Consider the following 15,643-nt stretch of genomic DNA (forward strand, 5'->3'; position numbering starts at 1 on the left):
ATGCGTAAAAGCGACACGCAGCGGCGCCCCCTCGTTCACCGGCTCTGACTCTTGAACCACGAGACATAGTCCGCAAAGCCCTGTTCAGCCGGGATCGTCCACTCGAAGGGCAGAGCGCGGAGCGTTGCGTCGTCCGCCAGCAGACTTGACGGATCGCCAGCGCGCACAATGCCCGAAAATTGTACCGATACGGTTCCGCCCCAGCATTCTGCAAGCATAGCGGCAACCCGCGCCACCGTCGTTCCAAGCCCGGAGCCAGCGTTAATCATTTGAAAGGTCTCTGCCTGCGGCGTTCCGCCGATCACGGCCAACAGCCGGGCGACGTCGCGAACATCGGTCCAGTCACGCACCTCCGCACCTGTTCCTCCCAACACCAGGTTCCGCTCACCACCTTGCAAGCGGGAGCAGATGTCCCATGGCAATTGCTTGCGCAAGTTTGGGCCGTAGACCGAGAACAGCCGCGCCACCGTGCTGCGTATGCCAAAAGTGACGGCATAACTTCGGCAGAGCTGCTCCATCATCAGCTTGTGCTGCCCATAGGGCGACATTGGAAGCGTTACGGCATCCGCCACAATCGCACCGCCATGACCGTCTCCATAGACTGCCGCGCTCGACGCGACAATCAAGCGACAATCCCTGGCGACCCCGCGCAGCCACTCCAGCAGCCTCGCCGTACTCGCAACGGTACGGGAAAAATCCTCAAACGGCTGCGCGATCGACAGCCCGACCGACGACCCGCCGGCCAGATGGAAAATCGTCGACGGCAGTCCGCCGCGCTCCGCAAGCGCGTTGAGATTGGCCGCATCGATCTCGCCGTTCAGCCAATGCTCGAGACCGATGCAGTGCCGTTCGGCTTCGCCGATCGCGCCGTGACCGATGCCGTGAACGCGATTGCCCCGATCGGCCAACACCCTGACGAGATGCCGACCGATGAAGCCATTGGCGCCAGTAATCCACACGCTCATGACTGCGCCTTGTGACAGACAAACGAGTAAAGCCGACCGGGCCGGTGGTCAAAGCGCTCTGCCATCGAAAGCAGCGACGTGAAGACGTTCCTGGAAGCGAGCGCAGCGCGCCAAACGGGTCTCACCGGCATCTTGTCCGTCAATCTTTCCACGACGGCCGTCCGCAGAGTCTCGATTGTATGGGGAAACAGATTGATCGGGCTCTTGAGCGGCGACAGCACCTCGATCGCAGCAAATCCCGCATTCCTCAACGCGCCGATATATCGATCCAGAAGATACGCGTGCTCGCCGCCATAGAGGTGATGCAGGGGATGCTGGCCGAGGAATGCCCCGAGATCGGATTCCCTGCTGATCACGTGTTCGCGCGCGGCGATGAGCATTCCGCCCGGGCGAAGCACGCGGTACATTTCCCGGCAGGCGCTGTCGAGATCGTGCATATGGTGCAGCACGGCGCGCGCAAACACGACATCAAACACGCCGTCGGCGAACGGGAGGCGCTCGGAAAACTTCTCAACCACCTCGATCGGCAAGCCAGCCTCGGTCGCGAGCACGCGGATCGCCGCCGTCCCGACCACCGCGCTGGGGTCAGGCTCGAGCGCAGTGACCGCAAATCCGCTTCGCGCCAGCGCATAGCTCGCAATGCCGCGCCCGGCGCCAACATCAAGCGCTCGGCCGGTCCGGTTCCGCAGAAGCTTCAAAATCGCCTGCCATTCGGCGCTAGCAAAATAGCGCTCGGCCGCATCGATCAGAGGGTCGTCATAGAACGCGTCGAGCACAAGCTGACGCTGGTCCGGCTGGTTGCGCAGCCAAACCACGGCATCTTCCCACGTCGTGAATGGCTGCTCCACCATAAATTAGCTAACCCAGCGCGCCATTCAGATCAGATCCTGAAATTTCGTCCATTGCAGTTGTTTGCTATAGCGCTCTTTTACCATGGCGCAACCCGCCTGAGCGATGGATCTTGCCAGGGTTTCATCTCTCATGAGCTTGTCGATCAATTCCGGTATTTGTTCAGGCGAGGAATATTGCAACATGGTTTCGCCATTAACGAACCCCTCCGGATAGCGCCCCGCGTCGGTCAGAAGGACCGCTCCGCATCCTGTCGCCTCAAAGCATCTCATATTGCCGCGGTCCTCCCCCGCCATGTCCACGGCGCCGTTGAAAACGATCCGGCTCTTGGCAATCGCGGCATAGGCATCGCGGCCATACAACGGATCGGCGCGGATCTTCCGAATTTCGTCCGGATGACGATATGAGCGCAGCGCAGGCAGAGGAGGAAGAAAATTTGCCAATCGGGTAAGACGCAGATCTTCGAAGTAAAAGCGTGCCCGCACACCGGGCGCTGAAGCCGCCGCCCGAAGGGCTTGGCTGCGCTTGACGTGATGGCGCGAGAATCCGCCGATGAAGATGAGATCGAGTTCATCACTTCGAGCTGCGGCATAGGCATCCATCACCGGATCGTGGGCCGGGAAAAAATACGCTACTCGACAACCCTTTTGTCGCCAACGCTCGAGAATTGAAGGGAAGTTGCATACGATCAGGTCGTATTTCGTCAGATCTGCGTTTCCGGACGGCGCAGCACGCCAGCCAACCGATTTCTTCACGCAACCCGGCAATTTCGCGACAAACTCGCTACCGTAACGGATCGGGTCAAGATTGTAGAACACTTCAGTGCGATGTTGCTCGATCTGCGCGAGCAGAATTTGCTCCAGATCTTCTGTCTGCACACCGTTCTCTTTCGCCCAGAGCAGTTGCAGGTCCTTGTCGTCTCCGTTGGTGTAAAATGCATCCGGGCCGTTGGTCAGTACGGGCAGAAGGATATGGGACGCCGTAAATCTGGTATCCAGAAACTGCGCTCGTCCGGCGGCGAAACTTTGATACGGCAAGCGGCGACGATGGGCCTGGAATCCACGGGACAAGCCGTTGTTCTGGAAAACACGCATGACACTCAACCTTCGATACTTGCATCTGGCGGGGAGCTTAATGTCCGGATCACTCTGGCCGGATTCCCGGCAGCCAACGTGTACGGCGGAATGTCCCTGGTGACGACTGAACAGGCTCCGATTGCGGCACCCTCTCCAATCGTTACTCCCTTCAGCACACTCACGTTGAATCCGATCCAAGCCCTATTGCTCACCACCACCGGCGCGTGCGCGATCTTCTTCCAATCTTTCCGGCCGGCACTCCATTCGCGAACGTCGTTCCGGCGGTCTATCCAATCGACGCTGTGGGAATCGTGGTCCACAATCGTAATCCCCCATGACATGATGACATCGTCGCCGATGGAGAGGCTTCGATAGCAGACCAGATGACTTCGTCCGATAAATGTGCGGCTTCCGATCTGAATTTTGCCTCCGGTTTCCTCGAAACTGATATCAGCGTGGACGATCGAGATCTTCTCCTACCGACAAAGCGTTGCCTGCCGCGCGCCTGATGCGGCGCCACGCGATCGTCGATCCACGTCCGATACTTACCGCCCCGGAAAGCCGGCTTTTCCAGCCAAGGATGGCGTCGATCAGGCCTATCAGGATGCGCCGCATGCTAAGACCTCGCCAGCATCCATTTCATGTTCAGATACGGCCAGATGCGGCCGACCGATTCCCAATCCCACTGTTTCGAGGAGGTCAGATGGTCAACGGTCCGGCGCAAGCGTTCCTCATCCACCAGTTCGCCAAACGCCGGCACCTTCTGGCCGAGCAATCCCGCGGTCCAGCCGGCCAGAGGTCCGTTCAACCATTCGGGCATCGGCGAATTGAATCCGACCTTTCTGCGTCCCATCCGGATGGATTCCGGCATCAGGTTGGCCATCGCCTTTCGTGCAACGACCTTGGTATAGCCATTCGATGACTTGCTGGATTCCGGCAACGCCATCGCATAGGTGACCAGACGCCAGTCCATGAACGGCATGCGGACCTCAATGCCGTGAGCCATTGACAGGCGGTCGAAGTTTCGCAGGATGGTCGGCAGCACGGTGCTATGAAACATCCGATAGAGCCGTCGGTTCAATGCACCCCAGTCGCGCGGCAGCACGTCATCTTCTCCGACCAGCGGAAGCTCCGCCGGAATATCGCGCAGACCGCCCCGCAGGAAATAGTTTCCCTGGCGCCGGATCATAAGCGCCCGCAACAGATCGGTGCCTCGCCGCGCCGGTGCCGAACTGGAAGAAAATCCAGCGAGCAGGTTTCGCATCCAGAACGCTCCCGCTTGCCCCTCCTGAAGATAGGCCCCCATCAACTCGTCCGCGCCATGGCCGTCCAGCGACACTGTCACGTTGTGACGCCTGAGTTCTCGATAGATCAACCAGGCCGCGCTTGGAAGTCCGATATAGACGTCATCATTGTCGTCGAGGATCTGGTCGAGTTCGGTCAGCGCGTCGGCCCGCCCAATCTCGAGGAAGGTCGGCACGACATCCGCCCACGCCGCCGCCTCCTCCGCCATCGGCCGCTCGTCATTCGAGGCGCCGGGAAACGTCGCCACAAAAGCGTGGCGCCACGAGGTGCTGTCCCGCGGACCCATGCCGGCCTTTTCGTGCGCGGCCATGGTGCTGATCACAGCCGACGAATCGAACCCTCCCGACAAACAGGTCCCGATCGGCACGTCGCTGCGCATCCGAAGCGCGACCGCGTCCTGGAACAGTTCGCGAAAGCGTTCCACGCGTTCGGCTTCGGTGTTCGGGACCACCGGCAGGTGATCCACCGTCCGCCACCAACGCCGGACCTCCAATTTGCCCTGGCGCAGCCACATGCAATGTCCGCACTGAAGGCGGCGCACCTCCCGGCAAAGGGTCCGTTCGCTTCCTTCGATTCCGAAGGCATCAAGCATAAGTCGCCGCGCCACGTCGATATCCAGCGACACGTTGATCAGGCCGCTTCGCACCAATGCGCGCTGCTCGGATGCAAAGACAAAGCGTTCCGACGTGAGCGCATACAACAGCGGCTTGATGCCGAAGCGGTCGCGCGCCAGAAACAGTTCTTCGGTTTTGGTGTCGAAGATCGCCAGCGCCCACATTCCGTTGAAGCGCGTCAGCATGCCTTCCCGCCACGCTTGCCATGCGGCCAGAATGACCTCTGTGTCCGACTGGCTGTGGAAAATTGCCCCCTGCGCCTCGAGCTCGCGCCGCAGTTCGAGGAAATTGTAGATCTCACCGTTGAACACGATCACGTGGCGGCCGTCGCCGGAGACCATCGGCTGATAGCCTCCCTCGCCGGGATCAATGATTGCGAGCCGGCGATGGCCGAACGCTAGATTGCGGTTCGCGCTGAACCAGCTTCCCTCGCCAAACGGTCCGCGATGCGCGAGGAGATTCGTCAGTCGCGAGATTTCCGCCGGTTCGACCGCGTTGCCACGGAGGTTCACGATGCCTGCAATTCCGCACATTCGTCAGGTCGCCTTTAGGGGCAAGAAGCGGCTGGCGATGACGCGAAGGTCCCGCCAGCAGGCCACCCCAAAAGGGCCAAGGCGCGAAACCGCAACCGCAGTGAGGAAGACGATGGCGGCCGCCAGCAGATAGAGACCCGCCACGTACCACCAACCAATCGCCTGGTCGAGTTGCGCGGCGCGGAAGCCATATCGCAACGCCAGCGCGGTTGCGATACCGACCCCGATCGGCATTAAGACGAAGTGTATTAGACGCAACCACATGCCGGTGAGGCTGAAACGCCGCCGCAGCAGGATCACCGTGGTGACCATTTGGGCGATCATGCCGAAGCAGGCGCTCCACCCTGCCGCTTGCCATCCGAAATAAGGCAGGACAATCGCGCTGGTCGCCAGCGTGAACACGCCCGTAAGCAGCGAGATCAAGGCATTCGAGCTCGAACGCCCCTGCGCCAGAAGATAGAAAGCAAAAACATTCGAACTCGATCCAAGGATGCCGGCGATCGCCAGTATCACCAATACGCGCTGGCCCTCGGCAGCCACTTCGGCGCCGGTCCACAAATGAAGCAACGGGCCGGCAACGGGGATCAGGCCGCCAAGCCCACTGGCGGCGAGCACGTTGAGGATCCAGGAAGAGCGGAACAGGAGATCGGCCTTGCGATCGTCAGCCTCCTTTTTGCAGCGTGCTGAAGAACGGAAAGAGGATTTCTCCGACCTTCAAAACGCCGATATACACCGCCTCTTCCAGCCGCTGCGCAATCGCATAAAAGCCGACGAACTGCGGCTGCAGTAAAGCCCCGAGCAAATAGCGATCCGCCTGTGTGGCGATCAGCGCGCCGCCCTGGGCAGCCAGTTGCCAGCCACCCAGCTTGACCAGGTTACCAAGCGCCCCGCGATCGATTGCCGGGCGCGCCAGCCAGGCGGGGATGACACGTCGGGACCATCCGAACGCCAGAACCAGGCTCGTTGCAAAACCCAGCGCCTGGCAGCCGAGAAACGTCGAGGCCTGAGGCCAGCGCGGAATCAACAGCAGCATGGAGCCCGTCGCAACCAGGGTACTGACGATGCTGATCGAAGCAACGCGTCGATAGTCCTGGCGCGCCGTGAATAGGGCCAGGATGACGGCGGAAAGGCACTGGCACAGCCATCCCGCGCCAGCCAATAGAAACGCAAGTTCAAGATCGCTTGCCGGTGGCCCGCTCAAGTGAAACCCAAGGCGCGCAAGCGGTGCCCCGGCCAAAGCGAAAAGGACCACGATCGGGCCGCCCGCTGCAAATGCGAGCATCACGGCCGTAGCGAACAGGCGCCGCGCATCGTCGCGCTCGGCCGGCTCCAGTCGAAGAGCAAGTTCCCGCGTGGTCGACAATGTCAGCGCGTTGCTGAAGGCTAGTGCAGGCGCAACGCAGGCCGTAACAAGACCAGCGACGCCGAACGCAGCCACGCCGAGGCGAAAGACTACGAACGGCAGAACGAGAAGATTCAGCGCCACGGCCGCCGCAAAGGCGATCGCGTTCCAGGCCGAGTTGCCAAGCAGATCAATAGGGCTTTTTTCTAACGCCATGTCAGTTTCCGGCTGCTATGAATAGCTTAGTGACATGATCATTTAACCGCCGGGGCGTTACTCGTTGCAAGGCGCTATGGATCGGTTGATCAGGTTGGTTTAGCCGAGCGCTAATAGTGATGCGACGCGATTTCGACAGGCAACCGCGTGCCCGGCATTCGAGATTGTGCGCGCCGATAGTGAGGGAGTGCACGCTATCATTTTGGCGGTTTGGCGCAAGCTGGTATCATTAATTCTGGTGAGCAACAGCCCATTTTGGCAGCTTCGCACTTGGTCTAGCTGTATTGGACCGGCTAACGAACAGAGCTCGAATGGACCGTCAGGCGGGTGTTGAATGTCGCATCGGCCCACGCCTTCCAAGCGCAAAGAATAACGGTATGTATGGGGCTATTGATACCACAATATCTAAACAGGAGCGTTTCGAGCGCTCGTAACTGGCCTAGATTCTCTCACCCGCCTTATATCATACACTATCCACGACTCTTACTTAGCTCTATCTGCTGCATCCGATTCTGCGTCGTCATGTGTGGCAAGTGCCGCCAATCATTGGCCTCAGCACTCTCCTGCCTATAGTATTGGTAAACATTGTAGAGAATAAGTACTGTCATTTCCCCTCAGCTCGCTGGACCGCACCACCTCACGGCCGCAAGGAAGCCGCCCGCCTGAATGTAGGTTTTTTGGGAACACACCAAGATCTAATATGAGCAAGATCCAGATTCTAGAAGAGTAAGAAACCTGAGTGGAGGTTTGTCGTACCAGACGAGTCCATCACAAGTGTCTGCTGTACGGAAACGCCGATCACGCCATCACCATTCAGGTCTTGGTAGAAGCCCGGCTCGAGCGATTCCAGCGCGTAACTCGTTCCCGATACGAACCCGCCCGTAGCATTGGAGACCACGTTCCCGCTGCTGTCTGTATTCCATCCGGTGTACTGATCCGTTCCGACCAAATGCAGCGCGACCTCATAGCCGCCCGTTATCTGTTCTGCTCCGATGAACGTCCAGGCCCCGAACTGCCCGACAGTTACTGGTGAACCACCGTACTTCAGTGTCGGACTCGCTCCACCGCCAGAACTCAGAAGGTAGTTGTTCGCGGCCTGCACCAGGCTTGTCGAACCAAAAGATTCGACGACAATCATGGGTGCGCCGATAACTCCGTCGCCATTCAGGTCTTGGTAGAAGCTCGGTTCGAGCGATTCCAGCGCGTAACTCGTTCCCGATACGAACCCGCCCGTAGCATTGGAGACCACGTTCCCGCTGCTGTCTGTATTCCACACGGTGTACTGATCCGTTCCGACCAAATGCAGCGCGACCTCATAGCCGCCCGTTATCTGTTCTGCTCCGATGAACGTCCAGGCCCCGAACTGCCCGACAGTAACTGGTGAACCACCGTACTTCAGTGTCGGACTCGCTCCACCGCCAGAACTCAGAAGGTAGTTGTTCGCGGCCTGCACCAGGCTTGTCGAACCAAAAGATTCGACGACAATCATGGGTGCGCCGATAACTCCGTCGCCATTCAGGTCTTGGTAGAAGCTCGGTTCGAGCGATTCCAGCGCGTAACTCGTTCCCGATACGAACCCGCCCGTAGCATTGGAGACCACGTTCCCGCTGCTGTCTGTATTCCATACGGTGTACTGATCCGTTCCGACCAAATGCAGCGCGACCTCATAGCCGCCCATTATCTGTTCTGCTCCGATGAACGTCCAGGCCCCGAACTGCCCGACTGTGACCAACGACCCACCGTACTTTATCAGAGGGCCGGCCTCGCCTCCGCTCGAATTGAAAGCGTAATTTCCTCCAACTTGAGTGAGAGCAGTAACGCCATAAGACTCAATAACGCTCGGGATTACCGCGGCCCCGATCAAATCCGAGCGATTGATGGCAATATTGCCGGTGAGATCGATCGCGAAATCGGCGAGTTTGTCGCCGTTGGTATCACCCTGCAGCGTGGTGACGCCGGTGGTGCTGCTATAGAAATAGTTGAGCTCGCCGGCGGTGCCACTGAAGGCCGCGGTCCCGATAAACTTGAACTGCTGGTAGCCGGCGGTGCTGCTGATCGCATCGAATCCGTTAAGGTCGATAAGGTCCGCGCCGGAGACGAAATCGGTGATGCGGTCGTGTTGGCCGCTTGTGGACGAGCTGTCGCCCACGAGGAATATGAACGTGTCGCCGCTTGTGCCGCCGGTCAAATTGTCGACACCGGCGCCGCCGAAGAGCTTGTCGAGCCCGCCACCGCCGATCAGTGTATCGCCGCCGCCGCCGCCCCACAGCGCGCAACCGCCGTCGTTGGCCGTCAGCCTGTCATTGCCGCTGCCGCCAATCGCTTTCTCGATGACTGCGCTGAGCGCGATCCCGATGTTGTTGACGAGGCCGCCTATCGAGGAGAAGGCGCCGGAGTGCAAGTCGATGGTCTGGGCCGACGAATAGCCGGAGCAATCGAGCGTGTCGTTGCCGCCGCTGTCATAGATCGTGAGCGCCGGCGCCGAAGTGTAGTTGCCGAAATTGAAGACCGCGCCCGCATTGCTGCCGAAGCCATAGACGGTGTCGCCGGTTCTGGTCGAGGTCGCCGCGCCGTAGATCGAAGCCATGGCGTAGATGTCCGCCATCTGCGGCGTGACCACGTAGCGGTACGAGCTCCCGGAATAATTGTGCTCGCCGAAATACGACATGATCGAATATTGCCAGGTGTCGTTGGCATAAATCGCATTGGTCGAATACGACGCGCTGCCGTTGTACGGCCCCTGGTGGCCGAGCCCGAGCGCATGCCCGATTTCGTGAACGTAGGTCTGGTAGGCGTAGCTATCGATGCCGGTCTTGCCGTCGTTGGCGCCGCCGTCGGTCGTAACCCAGTCGGTGCTGATGTTGATGATCTGGTAAGAGATCGCGCCGCTCCCCGACCACTGGCCACTGCTATAGGCCTGCATCGTGCCGTTGTGGGTGAACGTGATGTTCGCGGAGCCGGAGGTTTGGACGAAGCTGATGTTGGCGACGTCGGACCACGCCTGCAGTGCGGATAGCGCGAGGAACTGCTCCGCCGAATTCAGGCCGTTGATATTGAAGGTGATGGTGTTGGAAGCAAAGTGATGGGCGACGTTGTTGTTGTATTGCCAAAAACCATTGACGAGGTAGTTGGCGAGCGTCGCGATCGACGCGACCGGCTTCGCTGCATACACCTCGCCGCTGGACACGGCTGCGGCGTCTAGCGCCAGCGGGTAAGGCTCGCCGTCGTCGCGAAACTCATTGTCGTGCGCCCCATCATGCTGAAGCGCGCCCTCGCCCGCCCCCGATGCGAACCGCTGGAAAGCCCAGATCTCATCGGAAAGCAGGTCATTCTTCTTCATCGATCAGGCCTGTCAGCAGGTCGTTCGGTTGCGCGAGAATCGCAAAGGCACGCGGAAGGCTAGAATCGCCTTCATTAACGCTTGTTTACCGGCCGGCTTTGTCGCGTCCCTGCTTTACGCTGCATTACGGCGAAAAGCAGAGTCCGCGGTCCCACCCCGTAGTCTTCCGGGGCCGGATTCCGGCTCTTCGCGCTAGCCGTCCCCGCCGACCCGATAAAGGAACCTTGCTGCTCCCGACGATGGCCTCGTCGGGCGCCGAACAAGCAGTTGGAAATCGGCGCCAGATTTGTTTAAGTCGGATCGGGCTGCTTTTCCCACCGCGAAAGTCCAAAACAACAAGGTTTCTCAATGCCTTTCCCACGTGCTTCGCAGGCCCTTTCCCGCTTCACCGTGCTCGATCTGACCCGCGTCCGGTCCGGGCCGACCTGCGTGCGGCAGTTGGCAGACTGGGGCGCCAACGTCATCAAGATCGACGCGCTCCTGGAGGACGGCGGCGGCGAGCAGCCGGGAGGCCCGCGCCATGGCTCGGATTTTCAGAATCTGCATCGCAACAAGCGGGCCATGACGCTGAACCTGAAGGACCCGAAAGGCCTCGAAGTATTCAAGCGCCTCGCCGCCAAGGCCGACGTGGTGGTCGAAAATTTCCGTCCAGACGTGAAGGCAAAACTCGGCATCGACTATGAGAGCCTGCGCCAGGTCAACCCACGCCTCGTCTATGGCAGCATCTCCGGCTTCGGCCAGGATGGCCCCTACCACAAGCGACCGGGTTTCGATCAGATAGCGCAGGGCATGGGAGGGCTGATGTCGGTCACCGGCGCGCCGGGCCAGGGCCCGATGCGGGTCGGCATCCCCGTCGCCGACCTCACGGCCGGGCTGTTCTGCGCCCTCGGTATCCTCACGGCGCTGCTGGAGCGCGATGTTTCCGGCGAGGGTCAGTGGGTGCAAACCTCGCTGTTGCAGGCGCAGATCTTCATGCTGGATTTCCAGGCCTCGCGCTGGCTGATGGAGAAGGAAGTCGCCAAGCAGGCCGGCAACAACCATCCGACCTCGATCCCGACCGGCGTCTTCAAGACCTCCGACGGCTATATCAACATCGCGACCACAGGCGGGCGGATCTGGGAACGCTGCGCACAGGCGATCGGCGCGCCCGAACTGATCACCAATCCCGATTACGCCACTGCACCGGCGCGCTCGAAGAACCGCGACGAGCTCAATGCGGTGATCAGCAAGCTCACCGAGAAGAAATCGACGGAGACCTGGGTCAGGGAATTGAACGAGGCCGGCGTTCCCTGCGGACCGATCTATTCCATTGATCAGATGTTCGAGGATGCGCAGGTCAAGCATCTCGGCATTGCGCAATACGTTCCAAACGACGAGAACCGCCACATTCAGCTCGTGGGCCAGCCGATAACGCTGTCGCGTACGCCAAGCATCATGGTGGCACCGCCACCGGAGTTTGGCGAACAGACCTATGAGGTGCTTGCGGAATTTGGATTTGGCGCCGACGAGATCGTCTCGCTGAAGCAGGCCAAGGTTGTGTGACGCAACGGCAGAGTCTTACTGCTATCTCCGACCAAATTTGCCCACAGAATAGTTGCCCGTAGGACTAGCGTTTCGCTTTGCGCAAACGCACGCCCGCTCCTCCCCCATTTTCTGCGATGAACTCTATTCCGGCCTTCTCGAGCGCGGTCTTGATCTTCGTCAGCGTATCAAGCCTAATCTTCAATTCGCCTTCCATCGACTCTATGCGCTTAACGGTCTCCAGTGAGACGTCAGCAGCTTCGGCTAGTTCTGCCTGCCCAAGGCGCAATATTGCGCGAGCCCCGCGAATTTGACTTGAAGAAAGCATTTTGCACCGTAGGTGTATAAATTTGCCCCTGAGGTGTTGACACTCCAAGGGGTATATCTTACACTTCTAGTGTAACAAGCTTCCTGTTGCCGAGCAACCCCAACGGTCGACAGCACCTTTTCGGTGACCAGCGGAGCTATGCCCAAGTCCTGGAAAGGACGTCGCAACCAGCCACCTCGCGAATGACACCGGAAATCCCATCCATTTCCAAAGAAGAGATAGCCAAATGACCAAAAAGACACACAGTCTCGATCGACGCCAGTTCATCGGCGGCTCCGATGCCCGCATCATCATGGGCAAGGACGAGAAGGCCCTCCACCGCTTGTGGCGAGAAAAGCGAGGCGAGGTGGCCGAACCAGACCTATCCGACGCCCTGATCGTCCAGCTTGGGTTGGTCACGGAGGACCTTAACCGGCGCTGGTATGAAAGAAACTCCGGCCACCGGGTCGGCGACGTCCAGCGCCGCGCAACGCACCCCACCATTCCCTGGATGGCCGCCACGCTGGACGGATTAGTCAAGGAGACCGGCGCCGTCTTCGAAGCCAAGTTCATGCTGCCCTGGTCGTTCTCGGAAGTTTCGGCAACGGAGAAGCACATGGCCCAGCTCCAGCACAACATGCTGGTCGCCGGCACGAAGAAATCCGTACTCTCCATCATCAACGGTGGCGGCAAGTGGGTTGAACTGTCCGTCGCAGCCGACCCGATCTACCAAACGATCCTGATCGCGGCCGAAAAGGCTTTCTGGCGGGCGGTCAAGGTGGGCGAAACCCCTGTTCTGTTCGATTGCGAGCCGCCGAAACCACGAATCGAAGCGGTCCGCGTCGTCGACATGAGCGCGTCCAACTCCTGGGCGGAATTTGCGGGACTGTTTCTTGAGACCCGAGAGGCCCACACCAACCACGAGCGCGCCAGGAGCGAACTCAAGGGGCTAATGCCTGAGGATGCCAAGGAGGCCATGGGCCACGGCATCCGGGCGAGGCGTTCGAAATCAGGTGCAGTCAGCTTTGATCTGGTCGAGATGGAGGTTAGCCGTGCATCGATCCAGTGAAAGCGTCGCTGCTATAGCTACCGCGCTGGCGAAAGCCCAGACCGAACTCTTCAATCCCGAGAAGGCGATGGTGGGGACGCTCTACAACGTTAGGTCAGACACTCCACAAAGTTTCCGTTACGCCTCATTGTCGAGTGGTCTGGATATCATCAGAAAGACGCTGGGTAGCCAGCAGATCGCGATCGCACAGACCACCGACATCGATCGGGTCAACGGCATGGTCAACCTGACCACCACGCTACTGCACACCTCGGGCGAGTGGATCTCATCGGACTGGCCGGTCTGTCAATTGTCCGAGACAACTGCACCCCGTCGGATGGGCGCGGCGCTGACTTACGCTCGCCGCTACGCACTGTTCACGATGGTGGGGATCGCCGGGGAGGATGATCTCGACGCGCCAGACGTCATCAACGACCAGCCCAAACCTCTAGGAGACGAGGCGGTAGGTATTCCCCGTGCTGTTGCGTCCGGCGCTACGTCAGCGCCTAACCCTTCAAGCCAGCTCCGAACCGGGAGCCGAAGCACCCCTCCGGTCGAGGAAAAGCTCTGTATGGAGGCCTCTGCCGCGATCCGGGCCCAACTCGTCAGGGAGATCGAAACCCTGCCAGAACAGGACCTGCAGCCTCGCGCAATCGCTATCCTCAAGGCCAAGAACAGCCTGTCAGCGGATGACGCCAAACGGGTCGAGGACGCCTTCGCGGCTAGGATGGTTCTGCAAGGCCGATTGACGGAGGTTCTGTCGGCGGATGAAGCTACGTCCGCGCTATCAGGTTCAACACTGCTCAAACCGCTTTCATCAGAAGATGCCGCCCCGCTCCGAGCACGGGGGCGTCCTAGAAACGTCAAGACCGCGGTCGAGCTGTCTGCTGAGCCTCCAGTCCTGTCGAAGCCAACCATCGATGACAATCCCGCGGCTTCGACGCATCTTCAAGTCGACGCTGCCCCCGCCAAGATCGACAAAAGCGTGCTCACGTTCGGGGAGCCACGTCGGCATCGCGATAAAGCGCACCTCAAGTTCGTTGCATCGCAGCCGTGTCTTGTTTGCGGCAGAAGCCCTGCTGACGCCCACCATCTGCGATTCACCCAACCGCGTGCGATGGGACGCAAAGTCAGCGACGAATTTACCGTCCCTTTGTGCAGAACGCATCACCAGGACAACCATCGCTTTGGAGACGAGCAGGCCTGGTGGGATAGACAGAACATTGATCCGGTTGGAATGTCGCGCAAGCTCTGGGTTTCGACGCGTCGTATCGAATGACCGCGGCACCGCCAAACCTACGTCCGTATATCTCGTGAAGTCACAAAGTTCGCCACCAGTCGCGGAGAGGAAATTAGGTGGCAAACGAGCTTCCGCGATTGGGAGGATTTCTCTCGGAGCACGGAGATGTTCGACCCCATCGAGACGTGGGCGCCGTTCTTGGCCGAAGTGCCGATGCCGGACTTTTTTTCGGGAAGGAGAGCGTCATCGATAGCACCAAGCGGGTGATCGCGCGGAACGAAAAACTCCGCCACACCGAGAAGAAATCGACGGAAACCTGGGTCAAGGAATTGAACGAGGCCGGCGTGCCCTGCGGCCCGATCTATTCGATCGACCACATGTTCGAGGACGCCCAGGTCAAGCACCTCGGCATCGCGCAACACGTGCCGAACGACGAGAGCCGCCACATCCAGCTCGTCGGCCAGCCGGTGACGCTGTCGCACACGCCAAGCACGATGGCCGCGCGCCCGCCGGAATTCGGCAAGCAGACGGAAGAGGTGCTCACCGAATTCGGCTTCGGCAAAGACGAGATAGCGGATCTCAGACAGCGCAAGGTGGTGTAGGCCTCCACTGTCATTGCGCGCGAAGCGAAGCAATCCATTCATCCGCTTGCGGTGAGATGGAATGCTTCGTCGCCTCCGCTCATCGGAATGAGGTGAGGCTTGTGTGCGTCAGAAATCCGTAGGGGGATTACGGTCTACCGGCTGACATGCCGTCGCGATTCGCTACACTGTCTTGTCACCAATCCCGTGAAAGGCATTCCATGCGCATCATGATCCTCAATGGCCCGAACCTGAACATGCTCGGAATCCGCGAGCCGCATATCTACGGCTCGACCACGCTCGATGCCATCAAGGCCTCCTGCGAGGAGTTCGCCGCCTTCACCGGCACGCAACTGGCGTTTCAACAGTCGAACCACGAGGGCGAGCTGGTCGATCTAATCCAGTCCGCGCGGACCTCGGCCGACGCCCTCATCATCAATCCCGCCGCTTACTCCTTCACCTCGATTGCGATGTTCGACGCCATGAAAATATTCGAGGGGCCGATCTACGAAGTGCACATCTCCAACATTCATGCCCGCGACGAGTTGCACCGGCACTCCAAGCTTTCGGCAGCCGTGAAAGGCGTGATCGCGGGCCTCGGCCCCTATGGCTACATCGTCGCGATGCAGGCTGCACTGCAGGGGGCCGGCCAACTGCCCGCGGCCCTTCCGGCCGCCATGCGCATCGGACCAAAGTAAGGAAGCCC

At 59.8% G+C, this 15,643-nt stretch carries 14 protein-coding genes and 1 pseudogene; 5 read left to right on the forward strand and 10 right to left on the reverse strand.

What is annotated here, in order from left to right:
* Window positions 1–35 precede the first annotated feature (35 nt).
* The 9 genes from ACFXS9_RS05570 to ACFXS9_RS05610 form a co-directional block, all read right to left on the reverse strand.
* On the reverse strand, window positions 36–965 hold the full coding sequence (locus tag ACFXS9_RS05570) for an NAD-dependent epimerase/dehydratase family protein (protein ID WP_392685905.1): 930 nt from the start codon (window positions 963–965) through the stop codon (window positions 36–38).
* Window positions 962–1,780 carry a class I SAM-dependent methyltransferase gene (locus ACFXS9_RS05575; RefSeq protein WP_392685908.1) on the reverse strand — a complete coding sequence of 273 codons (819 nt, stop codon included), beginning with the start codon at window positions 1,778–1,780 and terminating at the stop codon, window positions 962–964. The genes ACFXS9_RS05570 and ACFXS9_RS05575 overlap by 4 nt, the downstream gene beginning before the upstream one ends.
* 60 nt (window positions 1,781–1,840) lie before the next feature.
* Complete coding sequence (locus ACFXS9_RS05580; protein ID WP_392685910.1) at window positions 1,841–2,908, reverse strand: glycosyltransferase; 1,068 nt, start codon at window positions 2,906–2,908, stop codon at window positions 1,841–1,843.
* Between the two features lie 5 nt (window positions 2,909–2,913).
* Window positions 2,914–3,231: an acyltransferase gene (locus ACFXS9_RS05585; protein WP_392685912.1), complete on the reverse strand. Its 318-nt coding sequence runs from the start codon at window positions 3,229–3,231 to the stop codon at window positions 2,914–2,916.
* Between the two features lie 109 nt (window positions 3,232–3,340).
* Window positions 3,341–3,505, reverse strand: coding sequence for a hypothetical protein (locus ACFXS9_RS05590; protein ID WP_392685915.1), 165 nt, complete (start codon window positions 3,503–3,505; stop codon window positions 3,341–3,343).
* 1 nt (window position 3,506) lies between these two features.
* A complete protein-coding gene (gene asnB / locus ACFXS9_RS05595) occupies window positions 3,507–5,342 on the reverse strand; it encodes an asparagine synthase (glutamine-hydrolyzing) (protein WP_392685918.1) in 1,836 nt (611 codons plus the stop codon).
* Between the two features lie 3 nt (window positions 5,343–5,345).
* Entirely contained in the window at window positions 5,346–5,957 is a 612-nt protein-coding gene (locus ACFXS9_RS05600; protein ID WP_392685921.1) for a hypothetical protein, read from the reverse strand.
* Between the two features lie 46 nt (window positions 5,958–6,003).
* Window positions 6,004–6,900, reverse strand: a complete 897-nt coding sequence (locus ACFXS9_RS05605) for an oligosaccharide flippase family protein (protein ID WP_392685923.1) — start codon at window positions 6,898–6,900, stop codon at window positions 6,004–6,006.
* A 718-nt stretch (window positions 6,901–7,618) separates the two neighbouring features.
* Window positions 7,619–10,240, reverse strand: a complete 2,622-nt coding sequence (locus tag ACFXS9_RS05610; protein WP_392685926.1) for a M10 family metallopeptidase C-terminal domain-containing protein — start codon at window positions 10,238–10,240, stop codon at window positions 7,619–7,621.
* Window positions 10,241–10,588: 348 nt separating this feature from the next.
* Here ACFXS9_RS05610 and ACFXS9_RS05615 point away from each other — a divergent pair, with 348 nt between their 5' ends.
* On the forward strand, window positions 10,589–11,782 hold the full coding sequence (locus ACFXS9_RS05615; RefSeq protein ID WP_392685929.1) for a CaiB/BaiF CoA transferase family protein: 1,194 nt from the start codon (window positions 10,589–10,591) through the stop codon (window positions 11,780–11,782).
* A 64-nt stretch (window positions 11,783–11,846) separates the two neighbouring features.
* Here ACFXS9_RS05615 and ACFXS9_RS05620 read toward each other — a convergent pair whose 3' ends face one another.
* On the reverse strand, window positions 11,847–12,089 hold the full coding sequence (locus tag ACFXS9_RS05620; RefSeq protein ID WP_392685931.1) for a multiprotein-bridging factor 1 family protein: 243 nt from the start codon (window positions 12,087–12,089) through the stop codon (window positions 11,847–11,849).
* A 226-nt stretch (window positions 12,090–12,315) separates the two neighbouring features.
* Between ACFXS9_RS05620 and ACFXS9_RS05625 the strand changes: the two genes are divergently transcribed.
* From ACFXS9_RS05625 to ACFXS9_RS05640, 4 genes and pseudogenes are all read left to right on the forward strand, one after another.
* Entirely contained in the window at window positions 12,316–13,137 is an 822-nt protein-coding gene (locus ACFXS9_RS05625) for a YqaJ viral recombinase family protein (RefSeq protein WP_392685934.1), read from the forward strand.
* Window positions 13,121–14,395 (forward strand): ERF family protein, encoded by a 1,275-nt coding sequence (locus ACFXS9_RS05630; protein ID WP_392685937.1) that lies wholly within the window; start codon window positions 13,121–13,123, stop codon window positions 14,393–14,395. Before ACFXS9_RS05625 ends, ACFXS9_RS05630 begins: the two co-directional genes overlap by 17 nt.
* 260 nt (window positions 14,396–14,655) lie before the next feature.
* Window positions 14,656–14,958 (forward strand): annotated as a pseudogene (locus ACFXS9_RS05635) (CoA transferase); the annotation flags it as partial.
* A 200-nt stretch (window positions 14,959–15,158) separates the two neighbouring features.
* Window positions 15,159–15,635: a type II 3-dehydroquinate dehydratase gene (locus ACFXS9_RS05640; protein WP_392685940.1), complete on the forward strand. Its 477-nt coding sequence runs from the start codon at window positions 15,159–15,161 to the stop codon at window positions 15,633–15,635.
* The last annotated feature ends 8 nt before the right edge of the window (window positions 15,636–15,643 follow it).

Origin of the sequence: Bradyrhizobium sp. RDI18, assembly GCF_043203335.1 — a bacterium.
In the GTDB taxonomy this organism is placed as follows: Bacteria; Pseudomonadota; Alphaproteobacteria; order Rhizobiales; family Xanthobacteraceae; genus Bradyrhizobium; species Bradyrhizobium retamae.

Bases quoted from the DNA above. Each gene is read 5' to 3' on its own strand.
- ACFXS9_RS05570 (WP_392685905.1), bottom strand. From the start codon at position 965: ATGAGCGTGTGGATTACTGGCGCCAATGGCTTCATCGGTCGGCATCTC.
- ACFXS9_RS05580 (WP_392685910.1), bottom strand. From the start codon at position 2,908: ATGCGTGTTTTCCAGAACAACGGCTTGTCCCGTGGATTCCAGGCCCAT.
- ACFXS9_RS05585 (WP_392685912.1), bottom strand. From the start codon at position 3,231: ATGTCATGGGGGATTACGATTGTGGACCACGATTCCCACAGCGTCGAT.
- ACFXS9_RS05590 (WP_392685915.1), bottom strand. From the start codon at position 3,505: ATGCGGCGCATCCTGATAGGCCTGATCGACGCCATCCTTGGCTGGAAA.
- asnB (WP_392685918.1), bottom strand. From the start codon at position 5,342: ATGTGCGGAATTGCAGGCATCGTGAACCTCCGTGGCAACGCGGTCGAA.
- ACFXS9_RS05605 (WP_392685923.1), bottom strand. From the start codon at position 6,900: ATGGCGTTAGAAAAAAGCCCTATTGATCTGCTTGGCAACTCGGCCTGG.
- ACFXS9_RS05610 (WP_392685926.1), bottom strand. From the start codon at position 10,240: ATGAAGAAGAATGACCTGCTTTCCGATGAGATCTGGGCTTTCCAGCGG.
- ACFXS9_RS05615 (WP_392685929.1), top strand. From the start codon at position 10,589: ATGCCTTTCCCACGTGCTTCGCAGGCCCTTTCCCGCTTCACCGTGCTC.
- ACFXS9_RS05620 (WP_392685931.1), bottom strand. From the start codon at position 12,089: ATGCTTTCTTCAAGTCAAATTCGCGGGGCTCGCGCAATATTGCGCCTT.
- ACFXS9_RS05625 (WP_392685934.1), top strand. From the start codon at position 12,316: ATGACCAAAAAGACACACAGTCTCGATCGACGCCAGTTCATCGGCGGC.
- ACFXS9_RS05640 (WP_392685940.1), top strand. From the start codon at position 15,159: ATGCGCATCATGATCCTCAATGGCCCGAACCTGAACATGCTCGGAATC.